This window comes from Halomonas sp. GT (genome assembly GCF_002082565.1).
Taxonomy (GTDB): domain Bacteria; phylum Pseudomonadota; class Gammaproteobacteria; order Pseudomonadales; family Halomonadaceae; genus Vreelandella.
The window spans coordinates 3989984-4009022 of record NZ_CP020562.1 but is presented as its reverse complement, the minus strand read 5'-3'; the positions used below and the strand labels follow the sequence as shown (position 1 = coordinate 4009022).

The following is a 19039-nucleotide window of genomic DNA, read 5'->3' as shown; positions in this document are numbered from 1 at the left end:
TTATTAAGTTCCTTGATCGACATCGGCACCCTTTGGGTTGCAGGACCGACCCAACACCGCTGCCAGTGCAGCTGGCGTTGCTCCCGACGCCACCTTGAGGTCACGAAAACCCAGTTTACCGGCCAGTTTAGCTAAACGGTGACTGGAAACGATTAGCGGTTGGTTCAACGCTGCTTGTTCACACCATCTTGCCAGATGTTGAAGCAGTTCGCCGCTGGTAGCGATTAACGCTTGATAATCGCCTGTTAATAGACGCTGCTGCAGGGCAGGCGTTGGCGCTTGATATACACGTCGATACACCGCGATGCGGGTCACATTGGCCCCGCGTGCGCCTAAGGTATCGGCTAATAATGAGCGACCACCTTCACCAGCCACTAGCAATATACGTTGGTGCGTAAGCGTTTTGAGAGAGGCAAGTGACAACAGTGCCTCACTCGTGTCTTCCCCATGGTCAGGCGGAGGTATATGGACACGTACACCCAGCTGTTCAAATAGTACGCCTGCCGTCGCACGGCCGACACTGTAGTAATCAATGCCAACAGGCAGTTGGGGCCAGTAGCGATCAAGCGCTTCGCTTAAACAGTAAGCGGCAAAGGGACTGACCACCACTATTTTATGGTACTGATCAATATCTAACCAAATGCTGCGCTGCACATAATCTTCGGGCAGCGGCTCTAAGCGCATAACGTCAAGTTGCTCGACATAAGCCCCCTGAGAACGCAGCGAATTTGCTAGTGCCTCTCCCCGATCACCAGGGCGGCAGATCAGTACCGGTTGACTCATACGTTGCGGCCATACACCTCGGCTAAAATATCGCCTGCCCCTTGATCTAACAGGTCCTCAGCGATTCGGATACCCAAGGCTTCGGGCTCATGAATAGAACCACTGCCCTCTGCTCGCAGTACCTCTGTGCCTTCTGGGTTACCAACCAAACCGCGCAGCCAAATGGTGTCGCCTGCCTTATCAAGTACAGCATGACCTGCGATAGGTACTTGGCAACCGCCTTCTAGGCGTGTGTTCATGGCGCGTTCGGCACGCACACGAGTCGCTGTGTCGGGATCATCCAACGGGGCTAATAATCCGATTAATTCGGGGTCATGGAGACGACATTCGATGCCTAATGCTCCTTGGCCACAGGCGGGAAGGCATATTTCAGGCGGCAAGGCTTGCGCAATGCGCTCATCGAGACCTAAGCGTTTCAAGCCAGAAGTGGCAAGAATAATGGCATCAAATTCGCCAGCGTCTAATTTTGCTAGGCGAGTCTGCACGTTTCCGCGTAGATTAAGAATCTGCAGGTCAGGTCGCGCCTCGCGCATTTGCAGGCCGCGACGTAGACTAGCAGTACCAATACGAGCACCCTCTGGTAGCTCGTCGATGCTAGTATAGTGGTTGGAAACAAACGCATCGGTTGGATCGGCACCTTCCAAAATGACAGAAAGGCCGAGTCCTTCAGGAAAGTGCATAGGAACATCTTTCATTGAATGAACGGCGATATCTGCGCGCCCATCGAGCATGGCATCTTCCAGCTCTTTCACAAAGAGCCCTTTACCGCCAATCTTGGAAAGTGGTGTATCGAGAATTTTATCGCCCTTGGTTGATAGCGCAATAAGCTCGACTTCCAGGCCGCTGTGTGCCGCCATCAAGCGGTCGCGGACGTGCTCGGCTTGCCACATAGCAAGCTGGCTTTTACGCGTGGCAATGCGCAATTTAGTGATGGATGACACGTGATTCTCCCTTTGTCGCTGACAGGTCGCGACGAACTATGATAAGTCTCATCATAAAGCACCCAGCCACACAGTAAAAATAACCGGCCGAATTTAAGGCCAGTGCTGTCAGGCAAACCACATGTTTAGGTAATGCCATGCCCGTTGTTAAATCTCAAGGCAAGTTAGATCAGTTTTTTTTATTATCGCAAGATTTATTCTTCAGCATTGATTTCGCGGGTATTTTACTTAACGTCAATCCGATGTTCGAAACCCTGCTGGGTTATCCCGCTAGCGCATGGATAGGCGAGTCTTGTGGCAAGGTAGTGGACCGTCGCGATATTCCGGTTATTGAGGAGGCATTGGCGCGCCTACAGTCCCAAAAGAAAGTACCTCCGTTTGATGTTCGAGCAGTAACGGCAGAGGGGAAAATGGTGTGGTTGGAAGTTACCGCCGCAGTGGGAGAGCACGTCATTTATGTCATCGCCCGTGATATTTCGCGACGAAAAACCGTTGAGAAACAGCTTATTCGTAATCAGAGACTCTTCCAAATAGCTGGCGAGACCGCGCTGATTGGCGGCTGGTATGTCGATATGGCCGAAAGGCTGCCCATTTGGTCTAACGAGGTGTGCCGCTTGCATGGCGTTTCACCCGGGTTTCAGCCCACTGTTGAGGAGGCGATTGATTTCTATGCGCCGAGTTCAAGGCCACGTATTCGTGAGGTTTTTGAAGCTTGTTGCGAGAGCGGGGTTAGCTTTGATGAAGAACTCGAAATCATCACTCGGCAAGAAGTAAAGCTGTGGGTAAGAGTCATCGGCAAAGCCGTTCGTGACGAGCTAGGACAAATTATTCAAGTTCAGGGGTCAACCCAAAATATCACTGAGCGCAAAGCGACGGAACGACAGCTCACACTGCTAGAGCGGAGCGTTGAGTCAAGCACGAATGGTGTGATTATTGTTGATGCCCAGGGTCACGATTTGCCAATGGTTTATGTGAACGCGGCATTTGAACGAATTACGGGCTACTCTCGCGATATGGCGCTAGGGCAAAACTGCCGTTTTCTTCAGGGCGAAGAGACAGACCCCGCCACACTGGATCAGTTGCGTAGAGGGATTCACGCTCAGCAAGAAGTTCATGTGGTAATACGCAATTACCGTCGTAACGGGGTGCCATTTTGGAATGATCTGTATATTTCTCCCGTGCGCGATACAGCAGGTGCTGTAACGCACTTTATCGGTGTGCAGAATGATATTACCGCCCAACGCGAATCCCAAGCGCAGCTTCGACATAACGCTTGCCACGATGCATTAACAGGCTTGCCCAATCGCTTGCTGCTCGACCAACGACTGGCACAGGGCTGCTTGCTTGCTAAGCGCTATCATCGCTATATAGCTGTGCTATTTGTCGATCTGGATGACTTTAAACCCATTAATGACACGCTTGGCCATGAGGTAGGCGACCATATTCTCATTGAAGTCGCCAAGCGCCTTGAGGAAGAGTTGCGCCCTTGGGATACCGTAGCGCGTTTCGGGGGCGACGAATTTATCGTTTTGCTGCCTGACCTCGCCCACGAAAAAGATGTTATGCAGGTGGTGGAGCGACTTCTCGCTCGTCTCTCTGCGCCCTACTGGTATCGAGGCAGCGAGCTGCGTATTACTGCCAGTATAGGGATTGCCACTGATGATGGAACGATTAGCGAGCCGCGCCAGCTTATACAGCAGGCAGATTTGGCGATGTATAAGGCCAAGCGGCAAGGGCGTAATACCTATGAGTGGTATACCGATGAGCTAAATCGTAAAGTTTCCGAACGGGTTAATTTACGTCATGCGTTGCAACAAGCCATAGAGCAATCGCAATTTGAGCTGCATTACCAGCCGCAAATACATGGCCCCACTGGTGGCGTCTCTGGCGTGGAGGCGCTGATTCGCTGGTATCACCCAGAGCGTGGCAACATTTCCCCAGGCCAGTTTATTAGTTTGGCAGAAGACACCGGGCAGATTATGCCGATCAGCGAGTGGGTGTTGGAGAGGGCGTGTCGTGATGCTGTCAGGCTTAATGCGAGCGCAAATATGCCCGTTACAATGGCGGTTAATATTTCGCCCATGCAGTTTCAGCGTTCAGGTTTTCTGGCATCTATTCAGCAGGTACTTGAGAAGAGCGGACTAGCGCCCGAACTATTGGAGCTAGAGCTTACCGAAGGCGTGCTAATGGACAGTACAGAGCACGCCATAAAAACATTGCAGGATCTGCGCTCTCTGGGCGTGCATATTGCACTGGATGATTTCGGTACCGGTTTTTCAAGCCTTAGTTATCTCAAACGCTTGCCAATTAACAAGCTTAAAATTGATCGATCATTTGTACGAGATGTGGTTAACGACTCTCGGGATGCTGCGATTGTAGACGGTGTGGTAACCATGGCGGCCAAGCTGGGTCTTGAGGTTTTAATTGAAGGTGTAGAGACAGCAGAGCAGTATGCGTACCTCAATGCCCGTCATAGCACGCATTTCCAGGGCTTCTACTTTGCTCGTCCAATGCCATTTTCAGCCATACGCACTTTTTTACGCGAATCTCCTTATCCGTTTAGTGATCTTGAACCACAGCCGACGTAAAAACGACTATAAATCGGCATGCCGCTGAGTGCGGCGACTCTGGTACACTTTCTGATAACGATTCCTTTAGTTTAGTCAGCAGGATATGCCTCCGATGAGCCAAGCTACGAACCAATCTTGGGGCGGTCGCTTTAGCGAGCCCACCGATGCTTTTGTTGCACGCTTCACCGCGTCTGTGACTTTTGACCAGCGCCTAGCGCGCCAGGATATTCAGGGCTCCATTGCCCATGCGACTATGCTGGCTCGGGTTGGTGTACTGACCGATGATGAGCGTGACACCATTATCAACGGCCTCACCGAGATTCAGGGCGAAATCGAGCGAGGCGAGTTTAACTGGTCGATTCCGCTTGAAGACGTGCACATGAATATCGAAGCGCGGTTGACGGATAAAATCGGTATTACAGGCAAAAAGCTACATACAGGCCGTTCACGTAATGATCAGGTAGCGACCGATATCCGCCTATTTATGCGCGATGAAATTGACGTGATTGAAGCGGAATTGGTTCGTCTGCGTGAAGGCATGATTGAGCTAGCCGACCGTGAAGCCGATACCATTATGCCTGGTTTTACCCACTTACAAACGGCGCAGCCGGTGACCTTTGGCCATCACCTACTGGCATGGCAAGAGATGTTAACCCGTGACCACGAGCGCTTGCTTGACTGCCGTAAACGCGTGAACGTTATGCCTCTTGGCGCTGCGGCGCTAGCGGGTACCACGTATCCCATCGACCGCCATGTCACTGCCGAGTTGCTAGGCTTTGATCGCCCAGCAGAAAACTCGCTGGACGCTGTCTCTGATCGTGACTTCGCTATTGAATTCACCAGCTTTGCCAGCATTCTGCTAATGCATCTATCGCGGATGAGTGAAGAGTTGGTGTTGTGGACCAGTGCCCAATTTGACTTTATCGATCTGCCTGATCGCTTCTGCACCGGCTCTTCAATCATGCCGCAGAAGAAAAACCCCGATGTTCCCGAACTGGTTCGCGGTAAAACGGGCCGAGTGTATGGTCACTTAATGGCGCTATTAACGCTGATGAAGTCTCAGCCCCTGGCCTACAACAAAGACAACCAGGAAGACAAAGAGCCGCTGTTTGACGCCGTTGATACCGTGCGCGACTGCTTAAAAGCCTTTGCCGACATGGTGCCAGCTATTGAGCCGAAAAAGGACAGCATGTATGAGGCCGCACGACGCGGATTCTCAACCGCCACGGACCTTGCTGATTACTTGGTTCGCAAAGGCGTCGCCTTTCGCGATGCCCATGAAATTGTCGGTCAATCAGTGGCTTACGGTTTGAAGTCTAAGAAAGATCTGTCTGAAATGACCCTTGAAGAACTGCAGCAGTTCTCTGCCACGATTGAGCAGGATGTTTTTGAGGTGCTCACGTTAGAAGGCTCCGTAGCCGCCCGTAACCATATCGGTGGCACCGCGCCTGAGCAGGTTCGCGCTGCTGCCAGCCGTGCCCGCGAGGCGTTGGCAGCGCTGAAAGGTGATGCATGAAACGCTGGGTTACCACCGTTAGTGCGGTGCTGCTGCTCGCGCTGCTATTAGTGGGATGCGGTCAGAAAGGGCCGCTCTATTTGCCTGACGAAAACACCAATGGATCGGCTGCTGAGCAGGAGGGGTAATGGATCACTTTAACTACCGTGATGGCGTGCTTTATGCCGAAGACGTCCCGCTTACCCAGATCGCCGCTGATCTGGGCACGCCCTGTTATGTTTATTCAAAAGCCACGTTAGAGCGCCATTTCCGAGCCTATACCGAAGCTTTGGGTGGTCATCCCCATTTAATTTGTTATGCGGTGAAGGCTAACTCTAATTTGGCAGTGTTGGGTTTGCTTGCTCGATTGGGCGCTGGATTTGATATTGTTTCGATTGGTGAGCTTGAGCGCGTGCTGAAAGCGGGTGGTGATCCGAAAAAAGTCGTGTTTTCAGGCGTTGCCAAGCAGCCTCATGAAATGGCTCGTGCGCTGGATGTCGGCATTAAGTGCTTCAATGTTGAATCCCGCCCCGAGCTTGAGCGATTAAACGCTGTTGCGGCGGAATTGGGCAAGGTGGCGCCGGTATCACTGCGGGTAAACCCAGATGTGGATGCAGGCACGCATCCTTATATTTCTACTGGGCTGAAAGACAACAAGTTCGGTATTCCAGTCGACGAAGCGTTGGATGTTTACGCGCTGGCTGACAGCTTACCCAACTTGCGCGTCACCGGACTAGACTGCCATATTGGCTCTCAGCTCACGGAAACGGCACCATTTTTAGATGCTCTTGAGCGGCTGTTAATGTTGATGGAGCGGTTGCGTGAGCGCGGCATCGAGATTGACCATTTGGATTTAGGTGGCGGGTTAGGTGTCCCTTATCGTGACGAAAAGCCACCTCAGCCGTTTGATTATGCGAGTCAATTGCTGGCACGCCTTTCTCGCTGGGAGGGCGGTGAAGCGCTTACTTTGCTATTTGAGCCGGGTCGCTCTATTGCCGCTAACGCAGGTTTAATGCTGACCCGTGTAGAGTTCTTAAAGCCCGGCGAAACCAAAAATTTCGCGATTGTTGATGCCGCCATGAATGACCTGATCCGCCCTGCGTTGTACCAGGCATGGCAGGCGATTGTGTCGGTGGATACCCGCCAGCAGCGTGAGCGTGCGGTCTATGATGTGGTAGGTCCTGTCTGTGAAACCGGTGATTTCCTTGGTAAAGAGCGCGATCTGGCAATCGCTGAGGGCGATTTACTGGCCGTTCGATCAGCAGGTGCTTACGGCTTTGTGATGGCATCGAATTACAATAGCCGTCCGCGTCCTCCGGAAGTAATGGTCGATGGCAGCAACTATCATGTGGTTCGCGCTCGGGAAAGCCTTGCAAGCCTGTGGGCCGGTGAAACTCTGCTGCCGGAAGGGGAGCGCTGATGCTGTTGCACTTCACCAAAATGCATGGTCTGGGTAATGATTTTATGGTGGTGGATCTGGTTACTCAGCGAGCGCGTTTGCGCGATGAGCAGATTCGTCAGCTAGCAGACCGGCGCTTTGGCATTGGCTTCGACCAATTATTGGTGGTTGAGCCGCCCCGTGACCCAGAGATGGACTTTCGCTACCGTATTTTTAATGCGGATGGCAGCGAAGTTGAAAATTGCGGCAATGGTGCGCGCTGCTTTGCACGTTTCGTTCGCGATCAGCGCCTGACACATAAGCATGAAATTCATGTGGAAACTGCCGGTGGGCCATTGGTACTTAATGTTCAACACGACGGTATGGTGCGCGTTGACATGGGTAGACCCCGTTTTAATCCCGCCACGTTGCCGTTTGAGGCACCGGGGGACCAACCACTACACGCTGTCGAGGTCGACGGTGACACGCTGGAGCTGGGGGTTGTCTCAATGGGCAATCCCCATGCCGTGCTGCAGGTGGAAAGTGTTGATAGTGCGCCGGTAGAGCATCTTGGGCCGTTGCTTGAGTCTCACCCTCGCTTTCCTAAACGGGTGAATGTGGGGTTTATGCAGGTTGTGTCGCCCAGCGAAATTCGCCTGCGGGTGTATGAGCGTGGCAGTGGCGAGACGCTTGCTTGTGGCACCGGCGCTTGTGCTGCTGTCGCCAGTGGTATTCGCCAGGGGTTGTTGAAAAGCCCGGTCACCGTTCACCTGCCGGGAGGTCAGTTAAGCATTGAGTGGCCCGACCCCGAAGCGCCGTTGGTGATGGTGGGCCCTGCTACACGCGTCTTCGACGGTCGTGTCACACTCAATTAATCCGAGGAGAACGGCGATGTCTCAAGCCCCCGAGCCGCGCAAAACGCTCGACCCTGATCAAGTGGCGTTTTGGCTGGCTCGTCACCCCGATTTTTTTGTTGGTCGTGAAGGCTTACTGCAGCAACTTAAGGTGCCGCATCCCCACATTGATGGGGCGGTATCACTGCTAGAGCGTTTGGTGATTGATTTACGCCAGCGTGCTGAAACAGCAGAGGGACGGCTTGAGCATCTTCTAGAAACGGCACGGCATAACGAAGCCCAATACCGACGCCTACGGGAGACACTGCTCAGTCTGGTTGAGGCAGAAGATCGCGATACCCTGGCACAAGCGCTCGCTGTTCAGTTGAGTGAGCACTTTCAAACGCCGGCAATGGCGCTATGGTGCCCATCCTCATTAAGTGACGATGAGCCAACACCGCCTCAACCGCCGCGTCACGTGCTAGACCAGCATGCCAGCGCTCGTCTTGCCGCCCTACTAGATGGGCGCACCAGCCGTTGTGCCAAGCTCAGTGTTAGCGATTGGAAGTGTTTGTTGCCACATACCAAAGCACCCCGGCGTGCGGGCTCCTGTGCCGTTTCGCGGCTTTCCGCGGGCGAGCAGCTGGGGTATTTACTTCTCGCAAGCCCAGATCCCGACTGTTATCGCGCCAGCATGGATACGTTGTTTACAGAGTATCTGAGCGATATCGTGGCACGGTTACTGCTTCGCCTGGAACACCATGGGTAGCCCACGCGCATTAACGACGCAGATCGAAGCGTATTTACGTAAGCTTGGTACCCATGCAAGCCCTGCCACGGTGGCGGCGTATCGTCAGGATTTAAACGCTCTGCTGCGTTTTTCTGAGCAACGCGGCGTCACCGATGCGGCGACGTTAGACACTGCATTTCTGCGCGCCTTCTTAGGAGCGGAGCGCATTCGCGGCCTCGCACCGAGAAGTTTAGCTCGCCGCCGTGCTGCGCTATCACGCTTTGCTGATTATCTTGTGCAGCAACATGTGCTTGCCGACAATCCTGTTGGACTATTGCGCACGCCAAAGCAGCCTAGCCATTTACCAAGACCGCTTGATGTTGATGCGCTATCACGTTTTTTAGATACGCCCCACGATGGCACGCCACTGGCAATACGTGACCAAGCTATGCTTGAGTTATTTTACTCTAGCGGCCTACGGTTAGCGGAACTTGCCGCGCTGGATGTGGGTCACTTAAATGCTCACCATGTGCGAGTGATGGGTAAGGGCAGTAAGCCTCGGCAAGTGCCCGTTGGTAAGCGAGCGGATCAAGCTATTGAGGCGTGGCTGTCTTGTCGATCTGCGCTGGCGGCAACGGGCGAGATGGCGTTATTTGTCGGCCAGCGTGGGCAGCGTCTGGGACACCGCGGTATTCAAAAGCGCTTGGCGCAACTTTCTATTGTGCGTGGTTTGCCTGAACACCTCCATCCCCATCGCCTGCGCCACTCGTTTGCAAGTCATTTATTGGAATCCAGCCAAGATCTGCGGGCGGTGCAGGAATTGCTGGGCCACGCTAATTTATCGACCACTCAAGTCTACACTCGCCTGGATTGGCAGCACTTGGCCGAAAGTTATGATGCTGCTCACCCCCGCGCAAAACGCCGCACGACACGGAGTTAACCATGGCTTCTCTGCAAGCGATTACGTTTGATCTTGACGATACGCTATGGGACAACCAAGGCGTGATGTTAAAAACGGAAGAGGGTCACTATCGTTGGCTAATTGAAGCGCTGGCAACGTGGCGCAAAGCACGCCATGAAGCGCCATTAGCGCTGAGTTACCAGCAGGGGCTGACTGATTACTTGGACCGCCGCCAAGAATGGGCCAAGCGAGTGCCTGAAAGGCGTGGCGACTTTACCTGGCTGCGTTTGCGGGCGTTAGAAGCACAGTTGGAAGCTCAAGGCTTAACACGCAGTAGTGCGTTGCTATGGGCCGCCGCTGCTATGAATGAGTTTCATCGCCTGCGGGTTCAAGTAACGCCGCACCCCGAAGCCGCGGGGCTATTAACCGCGTTGAGCGAGCGTTACCAACTAGCCGCTATTACCAATGGCAATATTCACCTTAAGCGTCAGCCGTTAGCAGCGTACTTTCCCGTCGCTATTGCTGCAGGCGAATTACTGGCACCAAAACCAGATCCTAAGCCGTTTCTCACTGCCTTGGAGCGTCTGAATGTTGTGCCACACCGGGCCATGCATGTAGGTGACTCTTGGCAAGAGGACGTGCTACCCGCACAGCAGTTGGGCATGCACGCCGTATGGATCGCCGCGCAGGGCGACCAAGCTTTGCCAGCACGTACCCACCGCATTGCCCACGTGAAAGAATTGCCTGAGCTGATCGAGTGGTTGGAGCGACGCTCGTGAAAAAGCGGTTTGTTTAAGAACAATGGGGTGTTTGGCAAGATTCCGTTTATTGGAGAAAACTTGGCTTGTTCGGTAATCCTTGGTTTACTCAGGAGTATGCAGCCACTGGTCGAGCTTTTGAGAAAGCGTATCTACACCGTCGCGCTTGAGCGATGAGAAAAGCTGAACTGAGACTAAGTCTTCCCACTCTTTAAGGCGAGAACGTACTTTTTGCAGCGAGGCGCTAGCAGGGCCTTTTTTTAATTTATCGGATTTAGTCAGCAGAATGTGAACCGGCATTTCGCGCTTATCCGCATAATTGAGCATCATTTGATCGAACTCGGTTAGCGGGTGGCGCACGTCCATTAGCAGTACAAGGCCACGTAAGCTGAAGCGGCCGCGCAGATAGTCAGACAGATGCTGCTGCCACTCAAGCTTCACTGCTTCAGGCACTTTGGCGTAGCCATAGCCGGGCAAATCGACTAAGCGGCGCGATTCGTCGTTCATGACGCTGAAAAAGTTGATCAACTGGGTGCGGCCTGGTGTACGCGAGGTGCGGGCAAGGGCATTCTGTTGAGTAAGCGCGTTAATCGCGCTTGATTTACCAGCATTCGAGCGTCCAGCAAACGCGACTTCTGCGCCGGTATCGTCTGGACACAGAGCAAGTGTTGGTGCGCTAATCATAAAGCGGGCAGTGGGATAGTTCAGTCGAGCGACTGGGTGATCATTGGCAGTAGACATGGTGTTAATCCTGAAAAACAGACGTATAAGACGGCCCGTTTCACCACGTTAACGTGAGTAAATGACGGTACCGCGACGAATTACCCCAAAAGCAGACCTGGACTTGCATTCCCGCCGCTAGGGTGATTCGTTATAATGCAAGCGGTTTATAACTGCGACCTGGGGCGCTAGTGTACCATCGCGCTCTAGCCAGCAGCGACCAACACGACATGTTGTTCGTTTTGGCGGAGCTGACCCTGGTAAAGTGCTGAACCTGGGCAGCGCCCAGGGTGCGTACCAGTCAATAATCAAACGGCATAGTGGAATAGCAATGAGAAAGTTACTGGCAAGCCTGGCAATTACCATGGGTGCCGTTGGCACCGTACACGCTCAAACCGACCACCAAGCTGACGCGGATGCGGCGGCAGGTCGTGAACTGGCTCAGTCCTGTGCGGCCTGCCATGGCCAGCAGGGTGTTAGCCCATCGGGCGCTTTTCCAAACCTAGCGGGGCAGCAAATGTCCTATCTAGCCAAGCAAATCATGGATATCCGCGATGGCGACCGCATGGTTCCCACCATGGCCGGTCAAGTCGATGATTTCTCGGATCAAGACGCTTGGGATGTCGCGGCTCACTTTGCAGGGCAAGACGCGAACCTTGGCCAGACTAGTGATGAAGACTCAGAGCTTTTAGCTCGCGGTGAAGAGTTGTACCGGGCGGGCGATATGTCCAAAGGCATTCCTTCGTGTAGCGCTTGTCATACACCGACGGGGGCCGGTATCGGCAGCGCAGTATACCCGGCGCTTTCAGGTCAGCACGCAGAGTATACAGTGTCCACGTTGCAAGACTTTGCTTCCGGTGAGCGTGCTAACAGCCCGAACAACATCATGGGTGATATCGCTTCCAAAATGAGCGATAACGATATGGAAGCTGTAGCGAATTACCTGCTAGGCTTGAACTAGTCGCAGCTAATCAAGGTGCCCTATCTCGCTGGTAATTAAAGAGATAGGGAACCTCTATGCATGCTCAGCAGTCACAGTCTCGCTCATTCTTGGAGAATTTTCGCTATGTTGAAAACGTTAATGGTCGCGATGGCTGGCTTAGGTTTATCTGCGGCAGTAAGTGCTCAGGAGCTGGTAGAAGGTCAGCACTACACACTGCTCGAGTCGCCGGTGGAGACACAGGTCGAAGAGGGACAGATTGAAGTGACCGAAGCGTTTTGGTTTGGCTGCCCGCATTGCTACCGGCTGCAAACACCTGTAAGTGAGTGGTACGAAACACTTGAGGACGACGTTAGCGTTGTTCACATGCCGGCCACCATGGGCGGTGACTGGAACACCCACGCGACAGCGTTTTATGCAGCAGAATCTCTGGGTATCGAAGATGAACTGCATGCTGATTTCTTTGAGGCCATTCATGAAGATGGTCGCTCACTGACAGATGCGGATGAAATCGCAGAATTTTTCTCTAATTACGGCGTCAGCGAAGAAAAAGCTAAGCAGGCGTTGACGGCGTTTGGCGTTCGCAGCGAAGTCAACAAAGCCAATAGTCGCATGCGTGAAATGCGCCTGATGGGTGTGCCGGCACTTATTGTTGATGGCCGCTACGTTGTGTCGCCAAGCACGGCAGGTAGCTTGGAAAATATGCCGCAAATTGCGGATGCGCTTGTCGAGCGCGTGCGTAACGAGCGCGCACAATAACGGTGTTAGAGCATGGTCACGCAGGTGGGCAAGTAGGCTCGTCTGCGTTGTCTTTGGCCGAGCGTGGTCATATTCGCTTACTGACGTTTAACTTGCAGGTAGGTATTCAAACGTCGGCCTATCATCACTACCTCACGCGTAGTTGGCAGCACGTGTTGCCTCATCCCCAACGGCTTAAACGCTTGGCGCAAATGGGCAATGTGTTAGAGCCATTTGATGTAGTGGGTCTGCAAGAGGTTGATGGCGGTAGTTTTCGTTCCGGTCGTGTTAACCAAGTTGAATACCTTGCCACTAAAGCAAGGTTTCCCCACTACTTTCAGCAGCTAAATCGTAATCTAGGGCAGTTTGCTCAGCACAGTAATGGGCTATTGTCACGTATCGTGCCTAGCCACATCGAAGAGCATCGCTTGCCAGGGATGTTGCCAGGGCGAGGCGCAATTCACGCACGCTATGGTGAGGGGCCTGATGCACTGCATATCTTTGTAGCCCACTTGGCGCTGAGTCAGCGTGGGCGTGTGCGTCAGCTGAATTATTTAAGCAATATTATTGAGCCGCTGCGCCATGTGGTCGTCATGGGGGATCTAAACTGCACGCCTGATCAGCTTCATGCCCATGAACGTTTTAGCATGTCGCTGCCACTTCACCCGGTTAAGCCACTGCTTAGTTATCCATCTTGGCAACCCCGTCGCGCGCTGGATCACATCCTGCTTTCCCAGACACTTGAAACCGCAGATGTCCATGTGTTGGACCATCTGTTCTCTGACCATTTACCGATTGCTGTCGATTTACCATTACCTCCAGCCTGTCTAGCGGCAATCCGCCAAAGCGTTTAATAATAAGCGTGCTAGGCGGTTTATGGGCGCTGCATTGTCTGCGTATTTGCGCTATTGTCTGGGGCGCTGACTCCCCTTAGCCGTTTTACGCGAGACACTTCCATGTCAGACACAACACAACTACCTGCGTTTATCGCTGCGCTGGACCGCGCTTCGGAATGGTTCGGGCGTAGTCTTGCGTGGCTGATCATCATTATGATGTTGATTCAGTTCGCGATTGTACTGCTTCGTTATGTTTTCAGCGTTAACAGCATTTTTATGCAAGAGCTGGTGATGTATATGCATGCCAGTGTCTTTATGCTCGCTGCGGCTTACACCTTTCGCCACGATGGCCATGTGCGTGTCGATATTTTCTATCGAGGAATGACGCCTCGCCGCCAGGCGATGGTTAACATCGTGGGTATTATTACGCTCTTGATTCCCGTGATGATGTTTATCATTGCTTCAAGCTTAGGCTACGTTGCTAACTCCTGGCGTGTTATGGAGACCTCTTCAGACTACGGTGGCATTCCAGCCGTCTTTGCACTGAAAACCTTAATACCGATCTTTGCTGCGCTGATGATAGTGCAAGGTGTCATTGAGGTCGTGCGCAATAGCTACGTATTTACTGGCCGGATACCCCCATCTGTTGGTGGTGATAACCACCTTGAGGAGCGCGTTTGATGTTGGAATTTATGCCGCTTATTTTATTTGCCACCATCTGTATCGTACTCATGTTCGGTTTTCCTGTGGCGCTTTCGTTAGCGGGCACCGCGCTGTTGTTTGCTGGTATGGGTTTAGGCCTTGAGGCTATCGGTGTAAGCGCCAATTTCGACAGTGGTTATCTCGCCGCGCTACCCAATCGGCTTTACGGCATTATGACCAATCAAACGTTATTGGCGGTGCCACTATTTGTCTTAATGGGCGTTTTACTTGAGAAGTCCAAAGTAGCCGAAACACTGCTCGATGCAATGGCGCTGCTGTTTGGTGCTATGCGGGGGGGTTTGGGCATCTCCGTGACCTTGGTCGGTATGCTGATGGCGGCGTCTACCGGCATTGTGGGAGCCACCGTGGTGACCATGGGGCTTATGTCGCTACCTACCATGCTAAAGCGTGGTTACAGCACCTCGCTTGCGACCGGCACCATTTGTGCGACCGGCACGCTAGGCCAGATCATCCCGCCCTCCATTGCATTGGTACTGCTTGGCGATGTGCTGTCGTCCGCTTACCAGCAGGCTCAGCTCTCGATGGGCATTTTTAGTCCTAAAACGGTCTCTGTGGGAGATCTGTTTATGGGAGCGCTGGTGCCAGGGTTGATTCTGGTAGTTATGTATATGATTTACGTTGCTATGGTCGCTTGGCTACGCCCGCAAATGGCGCCTGCTGCTGACCGTGAAGAGCTAATGGCCGAGCTTGGTCATACATCAGGTCTGGGATGGCTGCTATTGAAAGGCTTAGTGCCTCCCGTCGTACTTATTGTCGCGGTGCTTGGCTCGATTTTAAGCGGTTTTGCAACCCCCACTGAAGCCTCTGCCGTTGGCGCCTTTGGTGCTCTGGTGCTGGCCATTGCTTATCGTCAGTTGGATTGGGCAACGCTGAAAGATGTGCTGCGTTCAACCACCCATGTGACCACCATGGTGTTTATGATATTGATTGGTGCGGCGCTGTTTTCGCTGGTTTTCCGAGCTTACGGCGGCGAGCATATGGTGACTGATCTGTTCGAAGGCATGCCCGGCGGTGTGGTGGGCGCCACTATTATCGTGATGCTGGTCATCTTCCTGCTTGGCTTTATTCTCGACTTTATCGAGATCACTTTCGTGGTGGTGCCCATCGTTGGGCCGATTCTGTTGGCCATGGGGCTAGATCCGATTTGGCTGGGCATCATGATCGCCATCAATCTGCAAACGTCGTTCTTAACCCCACCGTTTGGCTTTGCACTGTTTTATCTGCGCGGTGTAGCACCACCTTCAGTGCCAACTTCGGCGATTTATCGTGGAGTCATTCCGTTTATCCTGATGCAGCTTGGCATGTTGCTGATGCTAGCGTATTTCCCTCAACTGGCCACTTGGCTCCCTACTCAATTTTGAAAAAGGCATCTTTTTAGGCTAAGTCATTTAGATTAGTGCCCAGTTGAAAACTATCGTTACTATCAACGCAACTACGTGGCAATCTTAATTAAAAGCAGCCTAGCTGTGCCAACGAACGGCTTGCAACAAACCGCTTAGTCAAACGGGCTAGGCGGCCTCCCCCTGACTATAACAGCAACAATAGAAGCAAGAGGGTTATGTATGAAAGCCAAAGCGCTACCTGTCGCCATTGCGATGACAACCGCTCTATCCGCTAGCTTGCTAGTGGTCTCAAGTTTTGATAATCAGGCTCAGGCACAAGAAAACTTCCGCTGGAAAATGGTCACTTCCTGGCCGAAAAACTTTCCAGGCGTGGGGCAGGGGCCTGAGCGTCTCTCGCAGCTAGTGGAAGAAATGTCCGATGGTCGCCTAACCATTGAAGTATTCGGCGCTGGCCAATTGGTGCCTGGGTTTGAAGTCTTTGATGCTGTGTCTGACGGCACTGCTGAGCTTGGCCACTCTGCTTCTTATTACTGGAAGGGTAAAGCCCCTGAAGCACAGTTCTTCGCTGCGGTGCCATTTGGCATGAACGCACAGGAAATGAATGCCTGGTTGTATTATGGCGGTGGCATGGAACTGTGGAACGAAGTTTACGAGCCCTTTGGTGTGGATGTCATGGTGGGGGGGGCTTCTGGCGTTCAAATGGGCGGATGGTATAACAAGGAAATCAATTCCATTGAGGATCTTGATGGCCTGAAAATGCGCATGCCGGGCTTAGGCGGTGAAGTGATGAGCCGTATGGGCGTTGCCATTGTGAACATGCCAGGCGGCGAAATCTTCACATCACTTCAGTCAGGTGCCATTGATGCGACTGAGTGGATTGGTCCCTACAATGATTTAGCCTTTGGTCTACATCAGGCTGCCGATTACTACTACTATCCTGGCTGGCACGAACCGACGGTGATGTTTGAAACCATCGTCAACGAAGAAGCCTTAGCCGAGTTACCCGCTGATTTGCAGGCTATCTTGACGACCGCAGTGCGCGATATTAATGCGAGCGTACTTGATGAGTACACCGCGCGTAATAACGATGCGCTGGAGACGTTGGTCAACGAACATGAGGTTGAGCTGCGCCGCATTCCTGACGACGTGTTGGCTCAGGCCCGTGAGTATTCAGCAGAAGTCATTGCTGAGTTGGCTGAGTCGAGCGAGTTGGGTACACGGATTTATGACTCCTATCGTACCTTCCAGGATAAGGTCGAAAACTACCATGCAATCTCTGAACAGGCGTACTACAACGCACGGAATCCAGATGGAGACACAACGCAGTAGCGGCTCAATAGCGATGTAACTATGCTATTAGCATGCTGCTCTCGTTGAACACACAATGGCCGCCTAAGAGGCGGCCATTGTTTTAGTTAAGAAGCCCCTATTGAGCGCTGTACTTGGGTATTCTAGAGCACTACTGAACCGTTAAGTAAGGAGCCCCATGTCCAACGATTTCCGCCTTCGCAATGTACTTACCATCGCTGGTTCCGACCCCTCGGGTGGTGCGGGTTTGCAGGGTGATCTGAAAACCTTTTCTGCGCTGGGTGTCTACGGGACCAATGTCATCACTGCTGTCATCGCCCAAAATACCTGTGGTGTGGCTTCTGTGTATCCGGTTTCACCTCACGCTATTCGCGAGCAGTTAGAAAACCTGATAAATGATGTGGCATTAGATGCCGTTAAAATTGGCATGGTCGCCAGCCGCGAGGTTGCCGAAGTAATTGCTGAAGTATTGCGGCAAAAACGCCCCCGCTGGATCGTGCTGGACCCGGTAATGGTAGCCAAAAGTGGGGATATTCTGGTCGATGACGCAGGCATTCGTGCTGTGCGCGATATATTGGTACCGTTGGCTGACGTGATTACGCCCAATTTGCCTGAAGCGGCTGTGCTTTTAGATGCCGAATCACCGAATTCGCTGGATGACATGGAGGCGATGCTGCCAGCGCTGGTTGAGTTGGGCGCTCCTTATGTGGTGCTGAAAGGTGGGCACTTACGTGGAGATACCTGCCCAGACTTACTGGCAACCCCGGACGGCCACACATGGCTTCCTGCCTCGCGTATCGACACTGATAACTTGCACGGCACGGGTTGCGCGCTCTCGTCTGCGATCACTGCGTGTCTAGCAAAACTACCGGACAATGCGTCGTCAGATGCACCTAAGCAAGCGATTGGCGAAGCTAAGGTGTGGTTACATGCCGCATTAGAAGCGAGCACTCGGCTAAATGTCGGTCATGGGCGTGGGCCAGTGCACCATTTCCATGCGTGGTGGTGATGTAAATGACCTAGCGCAATAAGCGTGCAGAGCAGCAATCGAAAAGGTAAGACACACCTTGCAGTATGCGCAAACGAACACCATGCTGAACAGTGCCTGTTTGGCTATCTAACGTGCCTACTGACGGTGCCGACTTGGTCGGCCAAGGAGTTGTGCCATGTCTCGCACGCTGCTGTTCGCCACGGACCTTTCTCAGGATAACCGCGCTGCGTTTGCTCGCGCCCTTCGGCTGGCCTATGCACAAGGGGCGCAGCTCGACATTCTTCACGTCCTTGACCCTTACTTGCCCCGCCGTGTTCTTCACGACGTTGAAAGCGCGGTTAACGAAGATATCAGTGCTACATTGACCGATCTGCGCGAAGATTACGCGCTGGAAGCGCCTTCATTGTTTATTCAAACCGTTGTGGGGGCGCCTCATGTTGAAATCGTTCGAGAAGCTCACGAACGCAATGCCTCATTAATTATTATGGGCATGCACCGTAAGCGCGGACAGAAAGACCTCCTTTTGGGAACCACCGTGATGCGTGTGCTGCGAAGTGCGCCCTGCCCAGTGGTGGTCGCCTCTTATCTACCAACGCAGCCTTGGCAACATATTCTGGTGCCGATCGATTTTTCGCTTACCGCACGCCAAACGCTCAGGGAGGCACTCATTCGCTTTCCAGAAGCGACGTTGACGCTCCTACATGCCTGGAGTTTGCCTGGAGAGCGTGAGTTGGGCTCCCAGGCTAATTTTGCCCAGTGGCGAGACCATGAAGTAGAACGCTTACGTAGGACGCTGGATAACGAGATTGAGAGTTTAATGCGCGATCTTGATGGCGTCCCTGATGTTGAGTTAGTGCTCGAGCCAGGGCAACCTTGTGATGTGCTTCAAGATTACATGAAGCGACACTCTCCAGATTTGGTGATTATTGGAAGCCGCGGCCAGCCCCAGCACAGCAGCCAAGTGACCGAAATGCTGCTAGGCGAACCTCACTGCGACCTCATGCTATGTCGCTCCTGGTAGTTGTTGTACGGAACCTTTATTTTTGTTTTG

The 19039-nt window shown here is 52.9% G+C and carries 19 protein-coding genes; 16 read left to right on the top strand and 3 right to left on the bottom strand.

Annotation, left to right across the window (positions count from 1 at the left end):
- Positions 1-3: 3 nt before the first annotated feature.
- Together B6A39_RS18135 and hemC are read right to left on the bottom strand one after the other, a co-directional pair.
- Complete coding sequence (locus B6A39_RS18135; RefSeq protein WP_083007691.1) at positions 4-783, bottom strand: uroporphyrinogen-III synthase; 780 nt, start codon at positions 781-783, stop codon at positions 4-6.
- A complete protein-coding gene (gene hemC, locus B6A39_RS18130; protein WP_038479611.1) occupies positions 780-1724 on the bottom strand; it encodes a hydroxymethylbilane synthase in 945 nt (314 codons plus the stop codon). Before hemC ends, B6A39_RS18135 begins: the two co-directional genes overlap by 4 nt.
- Positions 1725-1861: 137 nt before the next feature.
- Between hemC and B6A39_RS18125 the strand changes: the two genes are divergently transcribed.
- The 8 genes from B6A39_RS18125 (at position 1862) to B6A39_RS18090 (ending at position 10410) form a co-directional block, all read left to right on the top strand.
- On the top strand, positions 1862-4312 hold the full coding sequence (locus B6A39_RS18125; RefSeq protein ID WP_083007690.1) for a sensor domain-containing protein: 2451 nt from the start codon (positions 1862-1864) through the stop codon (positions 4310-4312).
- Between the two features lie 94 nt (positions 4313-4406).
- Positions 4407-5810, top strand: coding sequence for an argininosuccinate lyase (gene argH / locus B6A39_RS18120; protein ID WP_083007689.1), 1404 nt, complete (start codon positions 4407-4409; stop codon positions 5808-5810).
- Complete coding sequence (gene lptM, locus B6A39_RS18115; RefSeq protein WP_083007688.1) at positions 5807-5938, top strand: LPS translocon maturation chaperone LptM; 132 nt, start codon at positions 5807-5809, stop codon at positions 5936-5938. Before argH ends, lptM begins: the two co-directional genes overlap by 4 nt.
- A complete protein-coding gene (gene lysA / locus B6A39_RS18110) occupies positions 5938-7209 on the top strand; it encodes a diaminopimelate decarboxylase (RefSeq protein ID WP_083007687.1) in 1272 nt (423 codons plus the stop codon). Before lptM ends, lysA begins: the two co-directional genes overlap by 1 nt.
- Positions 7209-8042 (top strand): diaminopimelate epimerase, encoded by an 834-nt coding sequence (dapF, locus tag B6A39_RS18105; RefSeq protein ID WP_038479600.1) that lies wholly within the window; start codon positions 7209-7211, stop codon positions 8040-8042. Before lysA ends, dapF begins: the two co-directional genes overlap by 1 nt.
- A gap of 16 nt (positions 8043-8058) precedes the next feature.
- A complete protein-coding gene (locus tag B6A39_RS18100) occupies positions 8059-8769 on the top strand; it encodes a DUF484 family protein (RefSeq protein ID WP_083007686.1) in 711 nt (236 codons plus the stop codon).
- Positions 8762-9670 (top strand): tyrosine recombinase XerC, encoded by a 909-nt coding sequence (locus tag B6A39_RS18095; RefSeq protein ID WP_083007685.1) that lies wholly within the window; start codon positions 8762-8764, stop codon positions 9668-9670. Before B6A39_RS18100 ends, B6A39_RS18095 begins: the two co-directional genes overlap by 8 nt.
- 2 nt (positions 9671-9672) lie before the next feature.
- Positions 9673-10410 (top strand): HAD family hydrolase, encoded by a 738-nt coding sequence (locus B6A39_RS18090; RefSeq protein WP_083007684.1) that lies wholly within the window; start codon positions 9673-9675, stop codon positions 10408-10410.
- An 84-nt stretch (positions 10411-10494) separates the two neighbouring features.
- On the opposite strand, the gene yihA is transcribed toward B6A39_RS18090, so the two are convergent.
- Entirely contained in the window at positions 10495-11130 is a 636-nt protein-coding gene (gene yihA, locus B6A39_RS18085; protein ID WP_083007683.1) for a ribosome biogenesis GTP-binding protein YihA/YsxC, read from the bottom strand.
- A 310-nt stretch (positions 11131-11440) separates the two neighbouring features.
- On the opposite strand from yihA, the gene B6A39_RS18080 reads away from it, so the two are divergent.
- The 8 genes from B6A39_RS18080 (at position 11441) to B6A39_RS18045 (ending at position 19009) form a co-directional block, all read left to right on the top strand.
- The gene (locus B6A39_RS18080; RefSeq protein ID WP_083007682.1) at positions 11441-12070 is read left to right on the top strand and encodes a c-type cytochrome; all 630 of its coding nucleotides are present in this window, start codon (positions 11441-11443) and stop codon (positions 12068-12070) included.
- Positions 12071-12175: 105 nt separating this feature from the next.
- Positions 12176-12808 (top strand): thiol:disulfide interchange protein DsbA/DsbL, encoded by a 633-nt coding sequence (locus B6A39_RS18075; RefSeq protein ID WP_083007681.1) that lies wholly within the window; start codon positions 12176-12178, stop codon positions 12806-12808.
- A gap of 2 nt (positions 12809-12810) precedes the next feature.
- Positions 12811-13641, top strand: coding sequence for an endonuclease/exonuclease/phosphatase family protein (locus B6A39_RS18070; RefSeq protein WP_083007680.1), 831 nt, complete (start codon positions 12811-12813; stop codon positions 13639-13641).
- Between the two features lie 102 nt (positions 13642-13743).
- Complete coding sequence (locus B6A39_RS18065) at positions 13744-14304, top strand: TRAP transporter small permease subunit (RefSeq protein ID WP_083007679.1); 561 nt, start codon at positions 13744-13746, stop codon at positions 14302-14304.
- On the top strand, positions 14304-15707 hold the full coding sequence (locus B6A39_RS18060) for a TRAP transporter large permease (protein WP_083007678.1): 1404 nt from the start codon (positions 14304-14306) through the stop codon (positions 15705-15707). The genes B6A39_RS18065 and B6A39_RS18060 overlap by 1 nt, the downstream gene beginning before the upstream one ends.
- A 201-nt stretch (positions 15708-15908) precedes the next feature.
- Entirely contained in the window at positions 15909-17018 is a 1110-nt protein-coding gene (locus B6A39_RS18055) for a TRAP transporter substrate-binding protein (RefSeq protein ID WP_083007677.1), read from the top strand.
- Between the two features lie 157 nt (positions 17019-17175).
- A complete protein-coding gene (thiD, locus tag B6A39_RS18050) occupies positions 17176-18006 on the top strand; it encodes a bifunctional hydroxymethylpyrimidine kinase/phosphomethylpyrimidine kinase (protein WP_083007676.1) in 831 nt (276 codons plus the stop codon).
- A gap of 157 nt (positions 18007-18163) precedes the next feature.
- A complete protein-coding gene (locus tag B6A39_RS18045; RefSeq protein WP_083007675.1) occupies positions 18164-19009 on the top strand; it encodes a universal stress protein in 846 nt (281 codons plus the stop codon).
- The last annotated feature ends 30 nt before the right edge of the window (positions 19010-19039 follow it).